The organism is Aeromonas australiensis, from assembly GCF_000819725.1.
In the GTDB taxonomy this organism is placed as follows: Bacteria; Pseudomonadota; Gammaproteobacteria; order Enterobacterales; family Aeromonadaceae; genus Aeromonas; species Aeromonas australiensis.
In genome coordinates, this window is record NZ_CDDH01000107.1 from 13027 (window position 1) to 28987 (window position 15961).

General features: G+C 59.0%; 11 protein-coding genes and 1 tRNA gene. 6 read left to right on the forward strand and 6 right to left on the reverse strand.

Annotated elements, in window-relative coordinates; translation table 11 throughout:
* Positions 1-5 precede the first annotated feature (5 nt).
* The 3 genes from BN1117_RS17495 to uvrB all read right to left on the reverse strand — a co-directional run bounded on the left by BN1117_RS17495 (position 6) and on the right by uvrB (position 3077).
* Positions 6-653 carry a DedA family protein gene (locus tag BN1117_RS17495; protein ID WP_040099453.1) on the reverse strand — a complete coding sequence of 216 codons (648 nt, stop codon included), beginning with the start codon at positions 651-653 and terminating at the stop codon, positions 6-8.
* A 160-nt stretch (positions 654-813) separates the two neighbouring features.
* The gene (locus BN1117_RS17500) at positions 814-1062 is read right to left on the reverse strand and encodes a YkvA family protein (RefSeq protein ID WP_040099455.1); all 249 of its coding nucleotides are present in this window, start codon (positions 1060-1062) and stop codon (positions 814-816) included.
* A complete protein-coding gene (gene uvrB, locus BN1117_RS17505) occupies positions 1059-3077 on the reverse strand; it encodes an excinuclease ABC subunit UvrB (RefSeq protein WP_040099456.1) in 2019 nt (672 codons plus the stop codon). The genes BN1117_RS17500 and uvrB overlap by 4 nt, the downstream gene beginning before the upstream one ends.
* 134 nt (positions 3078-3211) lie before the next feature.
* Here uvrB and BN1117_RS17510 point away from each other — a divergent pair.
* Positions 3212-3287, forward strand: a tRNA-Asn gene (locus BN1117_RS17510).
* A 773-nt stretch (positions 3288-4060) separates the two neighbouring features.
* Positions 4061-5746, forward strand: coding sequence for an aspartate:alanine antiporter (locus tag BN1117_RS17515; RefSeq protein WP_040099458.1), 1686 nt, complete (start codon positions 4061-4063; stop codon positions 5744-5746).
* Between the two features lie 271 nt (positions 5747-6017).
* On the opposite strand, the gene fabB is transcribed toward BN1117_RS17515, so the two are convergent.
* Entirely contained in the window at positions 6018-7229 is a 1212-nt protein-coding gene (gene fabB, locus BN1117_RS17520) for a beta-ketoacyl-ACP synthase I (protein ID WP_040099460.1), read from the reverse strand.
* A 90-nt stretch (positions 7230-7319) separates the two neighbouring features.
* Between fabB and mnmC the strand changes: the two genes are divergently transcribed.
* The gene (gene mnmC, locus BN1117_RS17525) at positions 7320-9338 is read left to right on the forward strand and encodes a bifunctional tRNA (5-methylaminomethyl-2-thiouridine)(34)-methyltransferase MnmC2/FAD-dependent 5-carboxymethylaminomethyl-2-thiouridine(34) oxidoreductase MnmC1 (protein WP_209435252.1); all 2019 of its coding nucleotides are present in this window, start codon (positions 7320-7322) and stop codon (positions 9336-9338) included.
* Between the two features lie 120 nt (positions 9339-9458).
* On the opposite strand, the gene BN1117_RS17530 is transcribed toward mnmC, so the two are convergent.
* Positions 9459-10052: a DUF922 domain-containing protein gene (locus tag BN1117_RS17530; protein ID WP_040099464.1), complete on the reverse strand. Its 594-nt coding sequence runs from the start codon at positions 10050-10052 to the stop codon at positions 9459-9461.
* A 183-nt stretch (positions 10053-10235) separates the two neighbouring features.
* The gene (locus tag BN1117_RS17535) at positions 10236-10823 is read right to left on the reverse strand and encodes a hypothetical protein (RefSeq protein ID WP_244463563.1); all 588 of its coding nucleotides are present in this window, start codon (positions 10821-10823) and stop codon (positions 10236-10238) included.
* A gap of 71 nt (positions 10824-10894) precedes the next feature.
* Between BN1117_RS17535 and dcuC the strand changes: the two genes are divergently transcribed.
* The 3 genes from dcuC to BN1117_RS17550 all read left to right on the forward strand — a co-directional run bounded on the left by dcuC (position 10895) and on the right by BN1117_RS17550 (position 15818).
* Positions 10895-12247, forward strand: coding sequence for an anaerobic C4-dicarboxylate transporter DcuC (gene dcuC / locus BN1117_RS17540; protein WP_040099468.1), 1353 nt, complete (start codon positions 10895-10897; stop codon positions 12245-12247).
* A 90-nt stretch (positions 12248-12337) separates the two neighbouring features.
* Positions 12338-13984 carry a bifunctional metallophosphatase/5'-nucleotidase gene (locus BN1117_RS17545; protein ID WP_040099469.1) on the forward strand — a complete coding sequence of 549 codons (1647 nt, stop codon included), beginning with the start codon at positions 12338-12340 and terminating at the stop codon, positions 13982-13984.
* A 190-nt stretch (positions 13985-14174) separates the two neighbouring features.
* A complete protein-coding gene (locus BN1117_RS17550) occupies positions 14175-15818 on the forward strand; it encodes a hypothetical protein (protein ID WP_040099471.1) in 1644 nt (547 codons plus the stop codon).
* Positions 15819-15961 lie beyond the last annotated feature (143 nt).

A 15961-nucleotide genomic window follows, 5' to 3' on the forward strand; every position in this document is an offset into this window, starting at 1 on the left:
TATCATCAGGCTTTGGCACTGCTCATTTTCGCCTTTGCGGCTCCTACCACCATAGGTAGCAGGGAGATACCGATGATCCCGAAGATCAGCAAGGTGAAGTTGTGACGCACCATCGGCAGATTGCCGAAAAAGTGGCCCGCATAGACGAAAGAGACGACCCACAACAGACCGCCTACCAGGTTGAACGCCAAAAAGCGCGGATAGGTCATGGCCCCCATCCCTGCCACAAACGGCGCAAACGTACGCACGATAGGCAGGAATCGGGTAATAATGATGGTCTTGCCGCCATGCTTGGCATAGAAGGCGTGGGTCTTCTCCAGATAGTCGCGGCGAAAGATGTTGGAGTCCGGATTGCGAAATAGCTGCTCGCCGAAGAAGTGGCCAATGGTGTAGTTCACCACATTGCCGAGCACGGCTGCGATGATGAGGGCACCTGCGAGAGTGTGGACATCCAGCACGCTGCCCACGGTAAGCGCACCGGCGGCAAACAACAGGGAGTCACCAGGCAGGAACGGCGTGACGACCAAGCCGGTTTCACAGAAGATGATGAGAAACAGAATGGCGTAAACCCAGACGCCATAGTTCTCGAACAGCTCTTTCAAATGAACGTCAACATGCAAAATAAAGTCGATTGCAAAGAGAAGCAGATCCATTTTCCCATCCCCATAAAGTGAACGGCATGGAGTCTACGCCAATGCCATGCCGCTCACAATCGCTCCTCACGCCTCTTATTTAATCAAGAGAAAAAACCCGTATGAGACCACCCGGCGAGCTCATGATTCTGGTGCCGACAGCGAACCGCTCGGGCTGTTCTCAGGAGAGATCCTTGCGCACGTGAGTAGGCAGGCAGCGCTCCCAACCCCAAAGCAAGAGTAACAACAGGGACACATCATCGAGCCAGCCCAGTAAGGGCATCACATCGGGGATGAGATCCACCGGACTGATGCCATAGAGCAGAATAAGGATCACCAGGCCCCTCGCCCACCAGGGGGTCCCGGGATGGCGAAAGCCCTGATAGAGACGACGAAGTCGTTGCCAAATCAGCCAGCGTTTACGGCTCATGACTCGATCAACTCACCGCGCAGCCGCTGGATCTGATCCCGCAGTGCCGCCGCCTGTTCGAACTCCAGATCCCGGGCATGTTGGAACATCTGCTCCTCCATCCGCTTGATCTCTTTGGCAATCTCGCTGGCAGAGCGGACATGGTACTCCCCTTGTGGCTCGGCCGCCTTGCGCGTTCCCTTGCCTGCTTTACCTGTACCGGCGCCACGGCTACTCCCCGTGTCCATCACATCGCCAATAGATTTGTTGAGCCCCTTGGGAGTGATGCCGTGCTTGAGATTGTGGGCATGCTGCAGGGCTCGGCGCCGCTCGGTCTCCTCGATCGCCACCTTCATCGAGTTGGTAATGGTGTCGCCATAGAGGATGACCTTGCCGTTAAGGTTGCGCGCCGCCCGGCCGATGGTCTGGATCAACGAGCGGGTCGAGCGCAGAAAGCCCTCTTTATCCGCATCCAGAATCGCCACCAGCGACACTTCCGGCATATCGAGACCTTCCCGCAACAGGTTGATGCCCACCAGCACATCGAACTTGCCAAGGCGCAGATCCCGGATGATCTCCACCCGTTCGACCGTATCGATATCTGAGTGGAGGTAGCGCACCTTGACGTTGTGCTCCGCCAGATATTCGGTCAGATCCTCAGCCATTCGCTTGGTCAGGGTGGTGACCAGCACCCGCTCCTCCACGGCGACCCGCTTGCGGATCTCCGAGAGCAGATCGTCCACCTGAATGGTCACAGGACGCACCTCGATCTCCGGATCGAGCAGACCGGTTGGGCGCACCACCTGCTGCACCACATCGCCGCCGGACTTCTCCAGTTCATAAGGGCCGGGGGTGGCCGAGACAAACACCGTCTGCGGCATCAGGGCCTCGAACTCGTCGAACTTGAGCGGCCGGTTATCGAGTGCCGAGGGGAGCCGGAAGCCGTACTCCACCAAGGTCTCCTTGCGGGAGCGGTCCCCTTTGAACATGGCGCCGATCTGCGGCACCGTGACATGGGATTCGTCGATGATAAGCAGGCCATCCCCCGGCAGGTAGTCAAACAGGGTGGGCGGCGGCTCCCCCGGCGCCCGGCCGGAGAGGTAGCGGCTGTAGTTCTCGATGCCGGAGCAGTAACCCAGCTCCTGCATCATCTCCATGTCAAACTGGGTGCGCTGGCTGATGCGCTGCTCCTCCACCAGTTTGTTGAGGGATAACAGCTGCTCGCGGCGCCCTTTGAGCTCCTCCTTGATATGCTCGATGGCGCCGAGAATGGTCTCGCGCGGGGTGGCGTAGTGGGTCTTGGGGTAGATGGTATAACGCACCACCGTCTGCTCGATGGCACCGGTTAGCGGGTCGAACAGGGAGAGGCGCTCCACCTCTTCATCAAACAGCTCAACCCGCAGGGCCAGCTTGTCCGACTCGGCCGGGTAGATGTCGATCACTTCTCCGCGCACCCGGAAGGTACCGCGCTGGAAGGCCATATCGTTGCGGGTATACTGCAGCTCGGCGAGACGACGCAGGATATCCCGCTGATTGATCACATCCCCCACTTTGAGGTGCAGCATCATGCTCAGATAAGCTTGGGGGTCCCCCAGACCATAGATGGCCGACACCGAGGCAACGATCACCACATCGCGCCGCTCCAGCAGCGCCTTGGTGGCCGACAATCGCATCTGCTCGATGTGATCGTTGATGGAGGCATCCTTCTCTATAAAGGTGTCGGTGGTCGGCACATAGGCTTCGGGCTGGTAGTAGTCGTAGTAGGAGACGAAATACTCCACTGCGTTGTCGGGAAAAAACGCCTTCATCTCACCGTAGAGCTGGGCCGCCAGGGTCTTGTTGGGCGCCAGGATCATGGTCGGGCGGTTCAGGGTAGCGATGACGTTGGCCATGGTGAAGGTCTTGCCCGAACCGGTCACCCCGAGCAGGGTCTGGTGAGCCAGCCCCGACTCGATGCCATCCAGCAGTTGAGCAATCGCCGTGGGCTGATCCCCGGCAGGTTGAAACTGGCTGGCTAACTTGAACAATTTGCTCATGAACACTCCCGACACAAAACAGCAAGTAGCGCAGTGTAACCGAGTGATCTCAACCGGTACACCCGTGCCATCATCCCGCGAATGGCTTGACCACCCCGGACACCTTCTGTATGATGCTCCTCCTTGCCTGATGTTCCCCCGTAGTTCAGTCGGTAGAACGGCGGACTGTTAATCCGTATGTCACTGGTTCAAGTCCAGTCGGGGGAGCCAATTCCTCACCATCTCGGTGCAAGTTATCCACTTTAGTGCCCTCTCCTGCCAATTTTAATGCACAAGATCCTGCTTGCTGCTAACGCTCCCTTTTGTTACCCGTTCCGGCTCGACAGAGTTTTCTCCTGTCGCGCCTAACTATTTGATTTTTATACAAACATTTTTCTTCCGGTATTTTTTGAACAGCCCTTGCATCCCAGTAGTGGCGCGGCTTTCAGGGCGATAAACAAGATTCATAAACAGGGTTATCCACAGATTCTGTGGGTAACTGCAGCAAGCCTTGTCAGGACGCGGGATTGCCCGTGATGGTGCCCGGCAAACAGTCATTTTGCTGGCCAACCTGATTTTATGCTGTTTTTTGGCCCCCTCCGGAACAGCCGGGTGACAGGCGCTATTTACACTTTTAAGACGCATCTTTTTGCCAACCCTTGCCCCATGGGCAAGCGGCTAAATATCAAGCTAATTTGCCGCTCTGCCAACCATGGCAGCCATCGGTTGAATCTGCTGAAACAGCTCCCAACCAAGCGGTTGGACAGCAGAATCTAACATATGGGGCTGCGCCAGCACGCTTCGCTAGCGGGCAGCATATTTCACTAATTGACAGCGACAACAACAGCAAAAAAGACCTGCTTTCATCGGCTTGGCTCTCTATTACGCCGCCAGGTCCACAAATTGCGTTCGATAACGTCCGATTAATCACCCCTTGGCGCTTCTTTATTGGGGAGAGATCCGGCACAATATCGACCCCACTTTTTTCCTCGGTTTTTCCGGGCATGACCATAGATTTCGTGACACTGCTACATCAAAGCGACTCCCTGCTGCTGTTCGTGGTACTGGCTTTTGGCCTGCTGCTTGGCAAGGTGCGTATTGGCAACTTTCAAATTGGCAACACCATAGGCGTGTTGTTCACGGCCCTGCTGTTCGGCCAGATGGGCTTCGAGTTTACTGCCACCACTGAAAACGTCGGCTTTATGCTGTTCATCTTCTGTGTCGGCATTGAAGCTGGGCCCCACTTCTTCAGCGTCTTCCTGCGCGATGGTATTCACTACATCACGCTGACCCTGGTGATCCTGCTGACCGCCCTGTTTCTCACCGTCGGGCTGGCCAAGTTCTTCAATCTGGGCCCCGGCATGGCGGCCGGCATTCTGGCTGGCTCCCTCACCTCCACACCGGCATTGGTCGGTGCACAAGATGCGCTGCGCAGCGGGCTGCTTAATCTACCCCACCAGACCAACATGCAAGCGGTGCTGGACAACATGGGCATCGGCTACGCCCTGACCTATCTGGTCGGTCTGGTGGGCCTGATGCTGGTGGTGCGCTATCTCCCCTCGCTGGCACGACTCGACCTCAATACCGAGGCACAGAAGATTGCCCGAGAGCGGGGTCTCTCCGACAGCGACAATCGCAAGACCTATCTGCCCATCATCCGCGCCTATCGGGTCGGGCCTGAGCTGGCCGCCTGGATTGGAGGACGTACCCTGCGCGAAACCGGCATCTACCCCCACACCGGCTGCTATGTGGAGCGGATCCGCCGCAACGGCATCCTGGCGAGCCCCGATGGTGATGCCGTCATCCAGGAAGGGGACGAAATCGCCCTGGTGGGCTATCCCGAGAGTCACGAGAAGCTGGATGTTAATTACCGCAACGGTAAAGAGGTGTTTGATCGCAACCTGCTCGACCTGCAGATCGTCACCGAAGAGATCGTGGTAAAGAATGACTCAGTGGTAGGCCGTCATCTGGTGGAGCTCAATCTCACCGAGAAGGGCTGCTTCCTCAACCGGGTGGTGCGCTCCCAAATCGAGATGCCGTTTGATCGCAACATCATGCTGCAAAAAGGCGACGTGTTGCAGATCAGTGGCGAGAAGCAGCGAGTAAAACTGCTGGCCAACAAGATCGGCTTTATCAGCATCCACAGCCAGACCACGGATCTGGTAGCGTTCACCACCTTCTTCGTACTCGGCCTGCTGATCGGCTCCGTTTCGCTGGTGTTCGGTCAGATCGAATTTGGCCTCGGCAACGCCGTCGGCCTGCTGCTGGCAGGCATCCTGATGGGTTACCTGCGGGCCAACCACCCGACTGTCGGCTATGTACCACCCGGCGCCCTGCGGCTGGCCAAGGATCTGGGTCTGGCGGTCTTTATGGTGAGCACGGGCCTGAAAGCCGGTGGCGGCATCCTCGACCACCTCAGCGAGGTAGGTATGGTCGTGCTCTTCTCAGGCATGTTGGTGACCACCCTACCGGTGCTGGTGGGTTATCTGTTCGGGGTCTGGGTGCTGAAAATGAACCCGGCGCTGCTGCTCGGCGCCATTACCGGTGCCCGCACCTGTGCTCCGGCCATGGATGTGGTCAACGAGGCAGCCAACAGCTCCATTCCGGCGCTCGGGTATGCCGGTACCTATGCGGTGGCCAACGTGATGCTGACCCTGGCGGGCTCCTTTATCATCGGCTTCTGGTTCTAGCCAGTACCATCACATTACCGCTAACAAAGAAGGGAGCCTCAGGCTCCCTTCTTGCTATCTGCCCCGCTAGAGAGATGTAGAGCAGGCTTATTGGTGTGGCGCCACCTCCCCCCCATCATCTGCACTAAACTCTGCCACAAACCCACTCTTCCTATTCCACAATGGCCGATGCTCTGCTCTGCTCTGCTCTGCTCTGCTCTGCAATGAGTGATGGCAGATCACGGAAACAAAAAAAGCGCCCTGAGGCGCTTTTTTCATATCAACCGGATGATCAAGCTTTGAACTTGCTGAACACCAAAGAGGCGTTGGTACCGCCAAAGCCGAAGCTGTTGGACATGACGGTATTGAGCTCGGTAGCTTCGTACTCGCGCACGATGGGCAGACCTTCCGCTTTCTCGTCCAGGGTCTCGATGTTGATGCTGGGGGCGATAAAGCCATGTTCCATCATCAGCAGGGAGTAGACAGCCTCGTGCACACCTGCAGCCCCCAGCGCATGGCCGGTCATCGCCTTGGTGGCAGAGATCTTGGGACCGTTGGCGCCAAACAGCGTCTGGATAGCTTCCAGCTCTTTGGTATCACCCACCGGAGTGGAGGTGCCGTGGGTGTTGATGTAATCAACCTTGCCCACACCTTGCATCGCCATCTTCATGCAACGCACCGCGCCTTCACCGCTCGGCGCGACCATGTCATAGCCATCGGAGGTGGCACCGTAACCGGTCAGCTCAGCATAAATGTGAGCACCACGGGCCAGCGCATGTTCCAACTCTTCAATCACCAGAATGCCGCCGCCACCGGAGATAACGAAACCGTCGCGGTTCACATCATAGGTACGGGAGGCTTTTTCAGGCGTGTCGTTGTACTTGGTGGAGAGGGCGCCCATGGCGTCAAACTGGATGGTAGAGGACCAGTCCAGCTCTTCACCGCCACCGGCGAAGACCACATCCTGTTTGCCAAGCTGGATCAGCTCAAGCGCGTGACCGATGCAGTGCGCAGAGGTGGCGCAAGCTGAGCTGATGGAGTAGTTGACACCCTTGATCTGGAACGGGGTCGCCAGGCAAGCAGAGGTGGTGGAGGACATGGTGCGCGGCACCATGTAAGGACCCACACGCTTGACCCCTTTGTCGCGGGCGATATCCACAGATTCCGAGGTGTTCTTGCCGGAGGCACCACCTGAACCGACCACCAGGCCGGTCCGCTCGTTGGAGACCTGATCTTCCGCCAGACCGGCATCTGCAATGGCCTGCTGCATGGAGAGGTAGGCGTAGGCCGCAGCGTCACCCATAAAACGCATGACTTTACGGTCGATCAGTTCAGACGGTTCGAGTTTGATGTTACCCCAGACACGGCTGCGCAGGTTGTGCTGCTCGAACTGCTCGGAATAGGTGATGCCGGATTTACCTGCTTTCAGGGAGGCCAGCACTTCTTCCTTGTTGTTGCCGATACTGGAGATGACGCCGATACCGGTGATCACTGCTCTTCTCATTAATTCATCTCGTCTGGAAAAACTGGCGCCAAGTCTACCCGCTTTCGGCTGCCAAACTGGTCTGCTTTCACGTAGAATGCCCGCGATTTTGTGACGCGAGCCGAGGAAAACGTGAGTCAAACATCCTTACATCATGCCCGATTGGACTGGAATGAAGCGGGAACTCCGGTCTCCAGTGACTTCGGGGATGTGTACTTTTCCAATGATAACGGTCTAAGTGAAACCCGCTACGTCTTTTTGCAGCAAAACCGGCTACCTGCGCGATTTTCGCACCACGATAACGACAGTTTCGTGATAGGTGAAACAGGTTTCGGCACAGGCCTTAACTTTCTGGCGACAATGCAAGCCTTCCTGGAACAGGCACCCCAATCCGGCAACGGCTCCCGTCTGCACTTCATCAGTTTCGAGAAATACCCCCTGACCCAAGACGATCTGCGCAAGGCGCTGGCGGCCTGGCCTGAACTTGGCCACTTGAGTCAGGACCTTATCGCCCAATGGCCGCTGCCGATCTCCGGTTGCCACCGCCTGCATTTTGCGGGCGGCCGCATTCGCCTCGATCTCTGGTTTGGCGATATCAAGGATATGCTGCCGCAGGTGCCTCACCGGGCAGAGGGTCTGGTGGATGCCTGGTATCTGGATGGTTTCTCCCCGGCCAAGAACCCGGAGATGTGGACACAGGGGCTGTTTGACGGTCTCGCTCGCCTCGCCCGTCCAGATTGCACCATCGCCACCTTTACCTGCGCCGGTTTTGTCCGGCGCGGCCTGATTGCCGCCGGTTTTGCCATGAAGAAGGTGAAGGGCCACGGTAGCAAGCGGGAGATGCTGGTGGGTGATCGCACCGACAAGCCGCCGCAGCAGACCATCGCCCCCTGGTATGCCCGTCCTGCCGGACGCGCTGGCGAGGTGGTGATCATCGGCGGCGGCATCGCCTCGGCCATGACGGCGCTCTCTCTGGTGGAGCGAGGTCGCAAGGTAACGTTGCTGTGTGCAGATGGCGAACCGGCCACCGGCGCCTCCGGCAACCGCCAGGGGGCGCTCTATCCCCTGCTCAACGGCGAGCACGATGCGTTGTCGCGTTTCTATTCGCTCGCCTTTGGCTATGCCCGCCAGCGGCTGCTGGCGTTGGCCGAACGCCATCCTATCGCTTTCGAATTATGCGGAGTGACCCAGCTCGGTTATGACGACAAATCGGCAGCCAAGCTGGCGAAAATGAGTCAGGGCCCCTTCCCCCCCGAGCTGATGCATCCCCTCTCTACAGCAGAGGTAGAGCAGGTGGTTGGCCTGCCCTGCGGCCACAGCGGCGTCAGTTACCCGCTGGGGGGCTGGCTCTGCCCGGCCGATCTCACCCGCGCAGCGATCAAAGAAGCACAAGCCAGCGGCCTGCTGGAGGTGGTGTTCAAGACCGAGGTGGTGGCCATTGCCGAGCAGGCCGATGGCTGGCAAGTAGAGAGCCAGGATGGCCGCCACTGGCAGGCCCCCCATCTGGTGGTCGCTGCCGGTCACCAGTTGCCAGCACTGCTCCCCTTTGCCGAGCTGCCGCTCTATCCGGTGCGCGGTCAGGTGAGCCATGTACCGACCACCGCCAGCTTGCGTCAGCTCAAGAGTGTGCTCTGCTACGATGGCTACCTCACACCGATGCACAACGATCAACACTGCATCGGTGCCAGTTATGGCCGCAACCAGATCGGTCTTGAGTTTCGGGCCGAGGAGCAAATCCAGAATCAGGCACGGTTACAAACCTGCCTGCCGGAGCAAACCTGGCCCGCCGAGGTGGATGTGAGCGGCAACGAGGCGCGGGTCGGGGTGCGTTGTGCCAGTCGGGATCACCTGCCGGTGGTGGGGCCAGTGGCCAGACTGCAAGGTCTGGCGGATCACTATGCGGATCTGCAGCATGATCAGCACAACGCCCAGCCGCTCCCCCTTCACCCCGGCCTCTATGTGCTGGGGGCGCTCGGTTCGCGGGGTCTGTGCTCGGCGCCGCTCTGTGGCGAGCTGCTCGCCAGCGAGATCTGCGGCGAGCCCCTGCCGCTGGCCGCCGATCTGCTGGAATCGCTCCACCCAGCCCGTTATTGGGTACGCAAGCTGCTTAAAGGCAAAGCACTGGGGTAAAGCAGAGGCAGGCTAACACTGAATGTCATGGCCGCCAGACTGGCGGTCATCTCGTATATGCAAAAGGTCGCTGGGAGAGGGATGGCAGAGGCCTCGCAATATTAAGACCGCTCACGTAATTCACTTTGGCCACTGCACTCCAAGCTGCTCACCATAACCACTCTGCCGCTCAAAGCCATCAATACGCGCTCTGATGCTGCCCAGCTCACCACTGCCCGCAGCCCACGCGGCATAGCGCAACGCCTGACAATCTGCATGTCCGGGTAGCGCTGCAATGGCACCACCGACTTGATTGGCCCCTTGCAGCACCATCTCTTTCATTCGGGATTCGTAGTCAAACATACTGGAGAGCAGCCGCCCCCAGCGCAGTTGGGCAGGATCGCTGCCCGCCCCTTGTCGCCAACGGGGTAGCAGAATAGTCCCGTGAGTGATCACCGTGACCCGTTTAAGCTGGCACTGGCCTGGTAACTGCTCAGTCTCCAGCTGCCAGTCCATCTGATAACTCGCCTTGCCGAGCACAGGTTTACCATTCACCTTGGGAGCACTTTGGGCCAGCGCAGCGGCAAGCTGACTTGAGCTGACGGCATTGACGTCATAAAAGCGGACATTAATGCGGGACTCAGGCACTACTTGTGGCCGGCTCGGCTGAGCCTGACTGCTCAGGGGCAACAGCAACAACACAACCCATACGACTCCATAAACCTTGCTGACCATGCCAGACTACCTTCCTTGATTGCACGGGCGGAGTACCAACCTTGGTGAAACCCACCGCCACACAGATGACGGCTATAGCCTATGTGTGAGCACGACGCGGCGCAATACCACGATGCGCCCATAAATCAGAGCAGGCTCACAGGTTGCGTGAGCAGAGTATGGCACAAGGCCAAAACTGTATTTTTATTGCGCATGACGGCTGATGCGCTGCCAGTCGAGGTGGTAGTTTTTCACATTGATGTCATGACCATCTATCTGAATAAAATGATCATTTTTAAGGCGGTTGGCAAAAAAGTCCTGATCTGCCCCCTCCTTGAGCCACAGCTCGCAAAGTCCCCGTTTTCCCTCTTTGGCATAGAATCTCGGGGTGACCAGCAGCACGACCCCATCTACCCGGATGGCGTGACGGGCCAGGCAGTTCGCTTCGGTGGTGTTGGATGCCAGCGCGGCAAAACGAGGTCTGTTCCCCTCGGCAACCACCAGTACGCCGTAAGAGTGAGGGGCCATGAGACGCCGCATGGCGACCGCCTGATGAGGACCGGTTTGCTGAAACCCGTCATTGATGACTGCCAATACGCAAGTAGGTGAAAACAGCATCACAATCAGAAAAATAGAGCGTTTAATGCCCAATAAACCACCAGTCGCCATATAAAAACCTAAAAAGACAACCAAGGATGGCAAGGGTAGGTAGCCAAACCCGCCGGGTAAAGCGCCTTTACCTTTCTTTAATTCTGTTGACAGGATGAAACATTGATTTAGCTCACACAACATCCTGTTTCCTGTCGCCACTCTACCCCTATAGGAATAGACTTCCGCCACTCTCATTCAATCAGAAGGCAAATATGCTGGAACTCATTATTGGCACCCTGGTCACCCTGGTGGTGGGCCGTGCCATTTTCAAAGGATACTCAGCGACCGGGGTGCTGCTGAGCGGCGGCTTGCTGCTGCTGGTCATCACCGCCATGATGGGCAAGCCGGTACTGCCGAGCAAGGTAGTCAGCACCGGTTATATCGCGACCGATATCTTCGAATACATCCGCTTCCTGCTCAATGACCGTGGCGGTGGACTGGGGATGCTGATCATGGTGCTGTGCGGCTTCGCCGGTTACATGAGCCATATCGGCGCTAACACCATTCTGGTCAAGCTGGCCAGCAAGCCACTCGGCATCATCAAGTCCCCTTACATTCTGTTGGTAGCCGCCTATCTGGTGGCCTGCGCCATGTCGCTGGCAGTCAGCTCTGCTACCGGCCTCGGTGTGCTGCTGATGGCCACCCTGTTCCCGCTGATGGTCAACATGGGGATCTCCCGCGGCGCCGCGGCGGCCGTGTGCGCCTCACCAGCCGCTATCATTCTGGCACCCACCTCCGGTGACGTGGTGATGGCCGCCCAGGCCGCCAATATGCCGCTGCTGGACTTTGCCTTCAAGCTGACCCTGCCCATCTCGCTGATCGCAATCGCCTGTATGGCGGTGACCCACTTCTTCTGGCAACGCTACCTTGACCAAAAATCCGGTGAGCACAACGAGCCGGTCGCGCCGGGTGATCTGGTGACGACTGCGCCTGCCCTCTACGCCATCCTGCCCTTCACCCCCATCATCGGGGTGCTGGTGTTTGACGGTAAATGGGGCCCGCAGCTGGATATCGTCACCATTATCGTGATGTGCATGGTGCTGGCCAGCCTGCTGGAACTTGTCCGGACCCGCAATGGCAAGGAGCTGCTGGACGGCCTGCAGGTATGCTGGCGTAACATGGCTGATGCTTTTGCAGGGGTGGTGATGTTGCTGGTAGGTGCCGGTGTCTTTGCCCAGGGTCTGATGACCATCGGCTTTATCGATACCCTGCTGGCTCATGCGCAGGATCTCGGCTCCGGTGGCTTGGTCATGATGCTGTCACTGGTGGTGATCACCACCCTGGCCGCCTTTACCACCGGCTCGGGCAATGCCCCCTTCTACGCCTTTGTGGAGCTGATCCCCAACCTGGCCAGCAGCCTTGGCATCAACCCGGCCTATCTGGTGATCCCGATGTTGCAAGCCTCCAACCTGGGTCGTACCATTTCACCGGTCTCCGGGGTGGTGGTCGCCTGTGCGGGGATGGGTAATCTTTCACCGTTCGAGGTGGTCAAACGTACCAGTATGCCGGTCGCTGTTGGCCTGCTGGTGGTGATCATCGCCACCCAGATCATGGTACCCGCCTGATCGCTGACCAGCCCGGCGCCAGCCGGGCTGGTATCCTCCCCCCCCTTTGCAGTAGACTCGTTGCTCATTTTCCCCCTAAGGAGGACCGAGATGAGTATTACGGTTCAACTTGCCCATTTCAGTGATTGCCACTCCCACTTCGATGGCGCGCCCATGAGCTTCTCCCCTCTCGGTGAAAGCCAGTGGCGTACCCAGTGCGGCGGTTATGCCCGGATCCTGACCCGACTGACCCAACTGCGCGCCAAAGCAGCATCAACCGGCCAGTGCTGTCTTTTTCTGCACGGGGGCGACTCCTTTCAGGGCTCGCTCTATTTCAACCGCTTCAAAGGGCGCGCCAATGCCGACCTGCTCGCCATGCTGGCACCCGATGCCATGGTGCTCGGCAACCACGAGTTCGATCTGGGCAACGGCCCGCTGGTGGAGTTCTTGCGCCAGCTCGATTTTCCGGTACTGGCCGCCAATCTGGACAACAGTCAGGAGCCAGCCGACACAACCCTCGGGCTGTGGGATATCCCCCACCTCTACGATGCTCATCAGCCCTGGCATCGCCGGGTGATCGACGGGGTTCCCTTTGCGCTGCTCGGCATCACCCTCGCCCAGATGGCCGCCATCGCCAACCCGGATCCCCACACCCGTTTCCACGCGGTCGCTGACACCCTCACCCGGGTGCTGCGGGAGATCAAGGGCGAAGGGATCCACCATATCGTGCTGCTGAGCCACCTCGGGCTGGATCAGGACAAACTGCTGGCCGAGCGCTTCCCCGAACTCAGCCTCATCATCGGCGGCCATACTCACAGCCTGCTGGGGGATCTCGCGCCGCTGGGTCTGCCAAGCGAAGGCAGCTATCCGCTGATGAACAACGGGGTAGCTATCCTGCACGCAGGCCACAGCGCCCTCTGCCTCGGTGTCTGCGAGCTCACTTTCGATGAGGCGGGCCGTGTTGTGCAGCGTCAGGGACAGCTGGAGTGGCTCCCCTGGCAACCCTGGCCGTTCGCCTCCACCCCGCCCGCCGGGCTCACCTTCTGCGAGCCGGATCCACAGCTTGAACAACATCTGGCCAAACGATATCGGCCGGAAATCGAAACCATGAGCCAGCGCATCGTCACCCGACTGGCGGCGCCACTGCACCATCAGCGGCTGCCGGATGCCACCTTGCCCCACGGCAGCCAGCTCGCTCCGCTGGTGGCCCAGGCCATGCTGACCGCTGCCCGTGAACAGGTGGGTGAAGTGGACTTTGCCCTGCACAACGCCGGTGGCGTGCGCTGCTCGCTGGAGCCTGGCCCCTTGAGCGAGGCCGATATCGCCGGTCGCCTGCTGCCCTTTGCCATCCCCCTTACTCTCTATCGGGTTCATGGTCACGAACTGGCGGAAGCGCTGGAGAATGCCATCGACAACGCCACCAACAACGGCGTGGTCGGCAATGGCAACGGCAGCTTCCCCTACACCGCAGGGGTGCGATTCACCTATCAAGCCAATCTGCCCAAGGGCCAGCGAATCACCCGACTGGAGTGGGAAGCCGCCCCCGGCCAGTGGCAAACGGTCAATGCCGAACAGGTCTACCGCGGGGTATCGAGCGCCTATACCGCCTCAGGCAAAGAGGGTTACACCGCCCTGGCCCGCACCCTGACCCAGCACAATCAGGAGCTCGGCATCACCCTGGCGGATGCCTTTATCCGCTGGGCCCGCCATCTGCCGACACTGGAAGCACAGCCGCCCCTGCTTGAGTACATCAGTTGATGTCGAGGGGGAATGGCTGTGCCACATCCCCCATGATGGCCAATATTGCCGCAGCCAGCGCCCGGTTCCCTGCAAGAACCGGGCTTTTTCGACAATATTTTCCTCATACGGGCCCACCCCATTGCATCACACTCACTAGCTCGGCAAGATAGGCCCGCTTTCAAGATCAGCTGCAGGAACAGGCGATTGCATGAATCACTCCATCCGTTTCACCCCTCCGCGCGTTAATCCGGCGATACCGCCTGCCATCGTGCTGCTGACCGCGCTACTGGCGTTGCTCTTCTGTCTGCGCAATCCGCTCTTTTACGCCATGGCGCCAGGATTTGACGCCTCACTGTTTGCGGTAATGGGCAAGATGTGGAGCGAAGGGGGGGTGCTCTATCGCGACATGATCGACATCAAGGGGCCGATGATCTTCGCCCTCGATGCGCTGGGCTACAGTCTGGGGGGCTTTGTCGGGATCTGGGCGCTGGAGTGGGTGCTCTGCTGGCTCGGGCTGCTGGCCAGCTGGCAGGCGTTTGCCCAGCTCGGACTCTCGTTCAAGGCGCGCCTTGGCGCCATGCTGGCGGTGCTTGCTCTCTACGGCACCCGTTACTACTACGGCAACATGACCGAGGACTGGACCTTCCACCTCGCCCTCATCGCCCAGTGGGCCTTCATTACCCTGCTGCTGGACAAGGGATTTCGCTGGTGGCCGGCGCTGGTGGCGGCCCTCACCTTCGCCATCGTCGCCTGGATGCGCACCAACAACGGCGCCGTCTGGGGGGCCTGGTATCTGGTGCTGTTCTGCCACTGGTGCCTGCACGAGAAGTGGCGTGACGCCATCTTGCTGCTCATCTCCAGCTTGCTGGGACTGGCGCTGATTGGCGGTCCGCTTTACGCCTACTTCCTGCAACATGATCTGCTGGCGGCCTTCAAATACTACGCCTTCGATATCTTCTTTGAGGGGAGCTATGGCAATGGCTTCTCCCTCATGGTGGGTGCCGTTGGCCTGCTGCGCACTGGTCTCATCATGCTGCTGCCCGCCTTTATCATTCTGATGCTGAGTCGCCGGCAGGAGTGGTATCTGCCCGTCCTGCTGGTGACCCTGTTTGGGGTGCTGTTTACCCTGATCGCCAATTCGGTCTCCGGCCATGTGTTCGATCATTACGATGTGCTCTATCTGCCACTGGCGATGCTACCGCTGGCAGTATTGCTGGATCGCAGCGAACAGCAGGTGGACGGGGTCGGCCTGCTCTGCATCTCGCTGGTGGTACTGGCCGCCAGCTGGCTGCTGGCACAGCAGTTGCTATTTGGCTGGAGCACCAAGGAGTGGTCCCTCGAGCGAGTCAACGAGGTGCTCGGTACCAGCCTGTTGTGGGCGCTGCCAGTACTGATCCTGCTCCCCCTCTGGCGGGCTTGGGATGTGCGCAGTGCCACCCCCTGGCTGGCAACGCTGGCCATGCTGCTGCTGATGATCAACAACGCCTGGGAAGGGACCCTCAAGGGGCGTCCCTTCAATCCGGCGGCGCAGGTACGGGTCGACCGTATCAAAGCCGAGACCAGCCCGAGCGACAAGATCTGGGTCGATGGCATCCAGCCGCAATATTATCTCTGGACCGATCGCCAGCCGGCGTCTGCCTACCTCTTCTTTGCCAACGTTAAGCCACCTTATGATGTGCGCGAGCGGGTGCTGGCCGATATCCAGCGCCAGAGCCCGAAGTTCATCATCGCCAAGCCGGAGCGGGTGAGCGAGGAGCTGAAAGCCCCCAGTTCGCCCTCCCATCTCGCCTTCTATCAATACCTGACCCGCCACTACCAAGAGGTGGATCCGGGTCTCTATCGCCGACGCTGATCGTCAAGCGCGCCCCGCAGGGCGGCCATTGTTGCAATGGCCGCCCTTTTTAGTGCGCCAACACCTCTTAGCGTGGCCACTCACAGTAGGCAAGCCTGCCCGAGATAACTACAATGACGCTCTTTTTGATGTGACGAGTGACA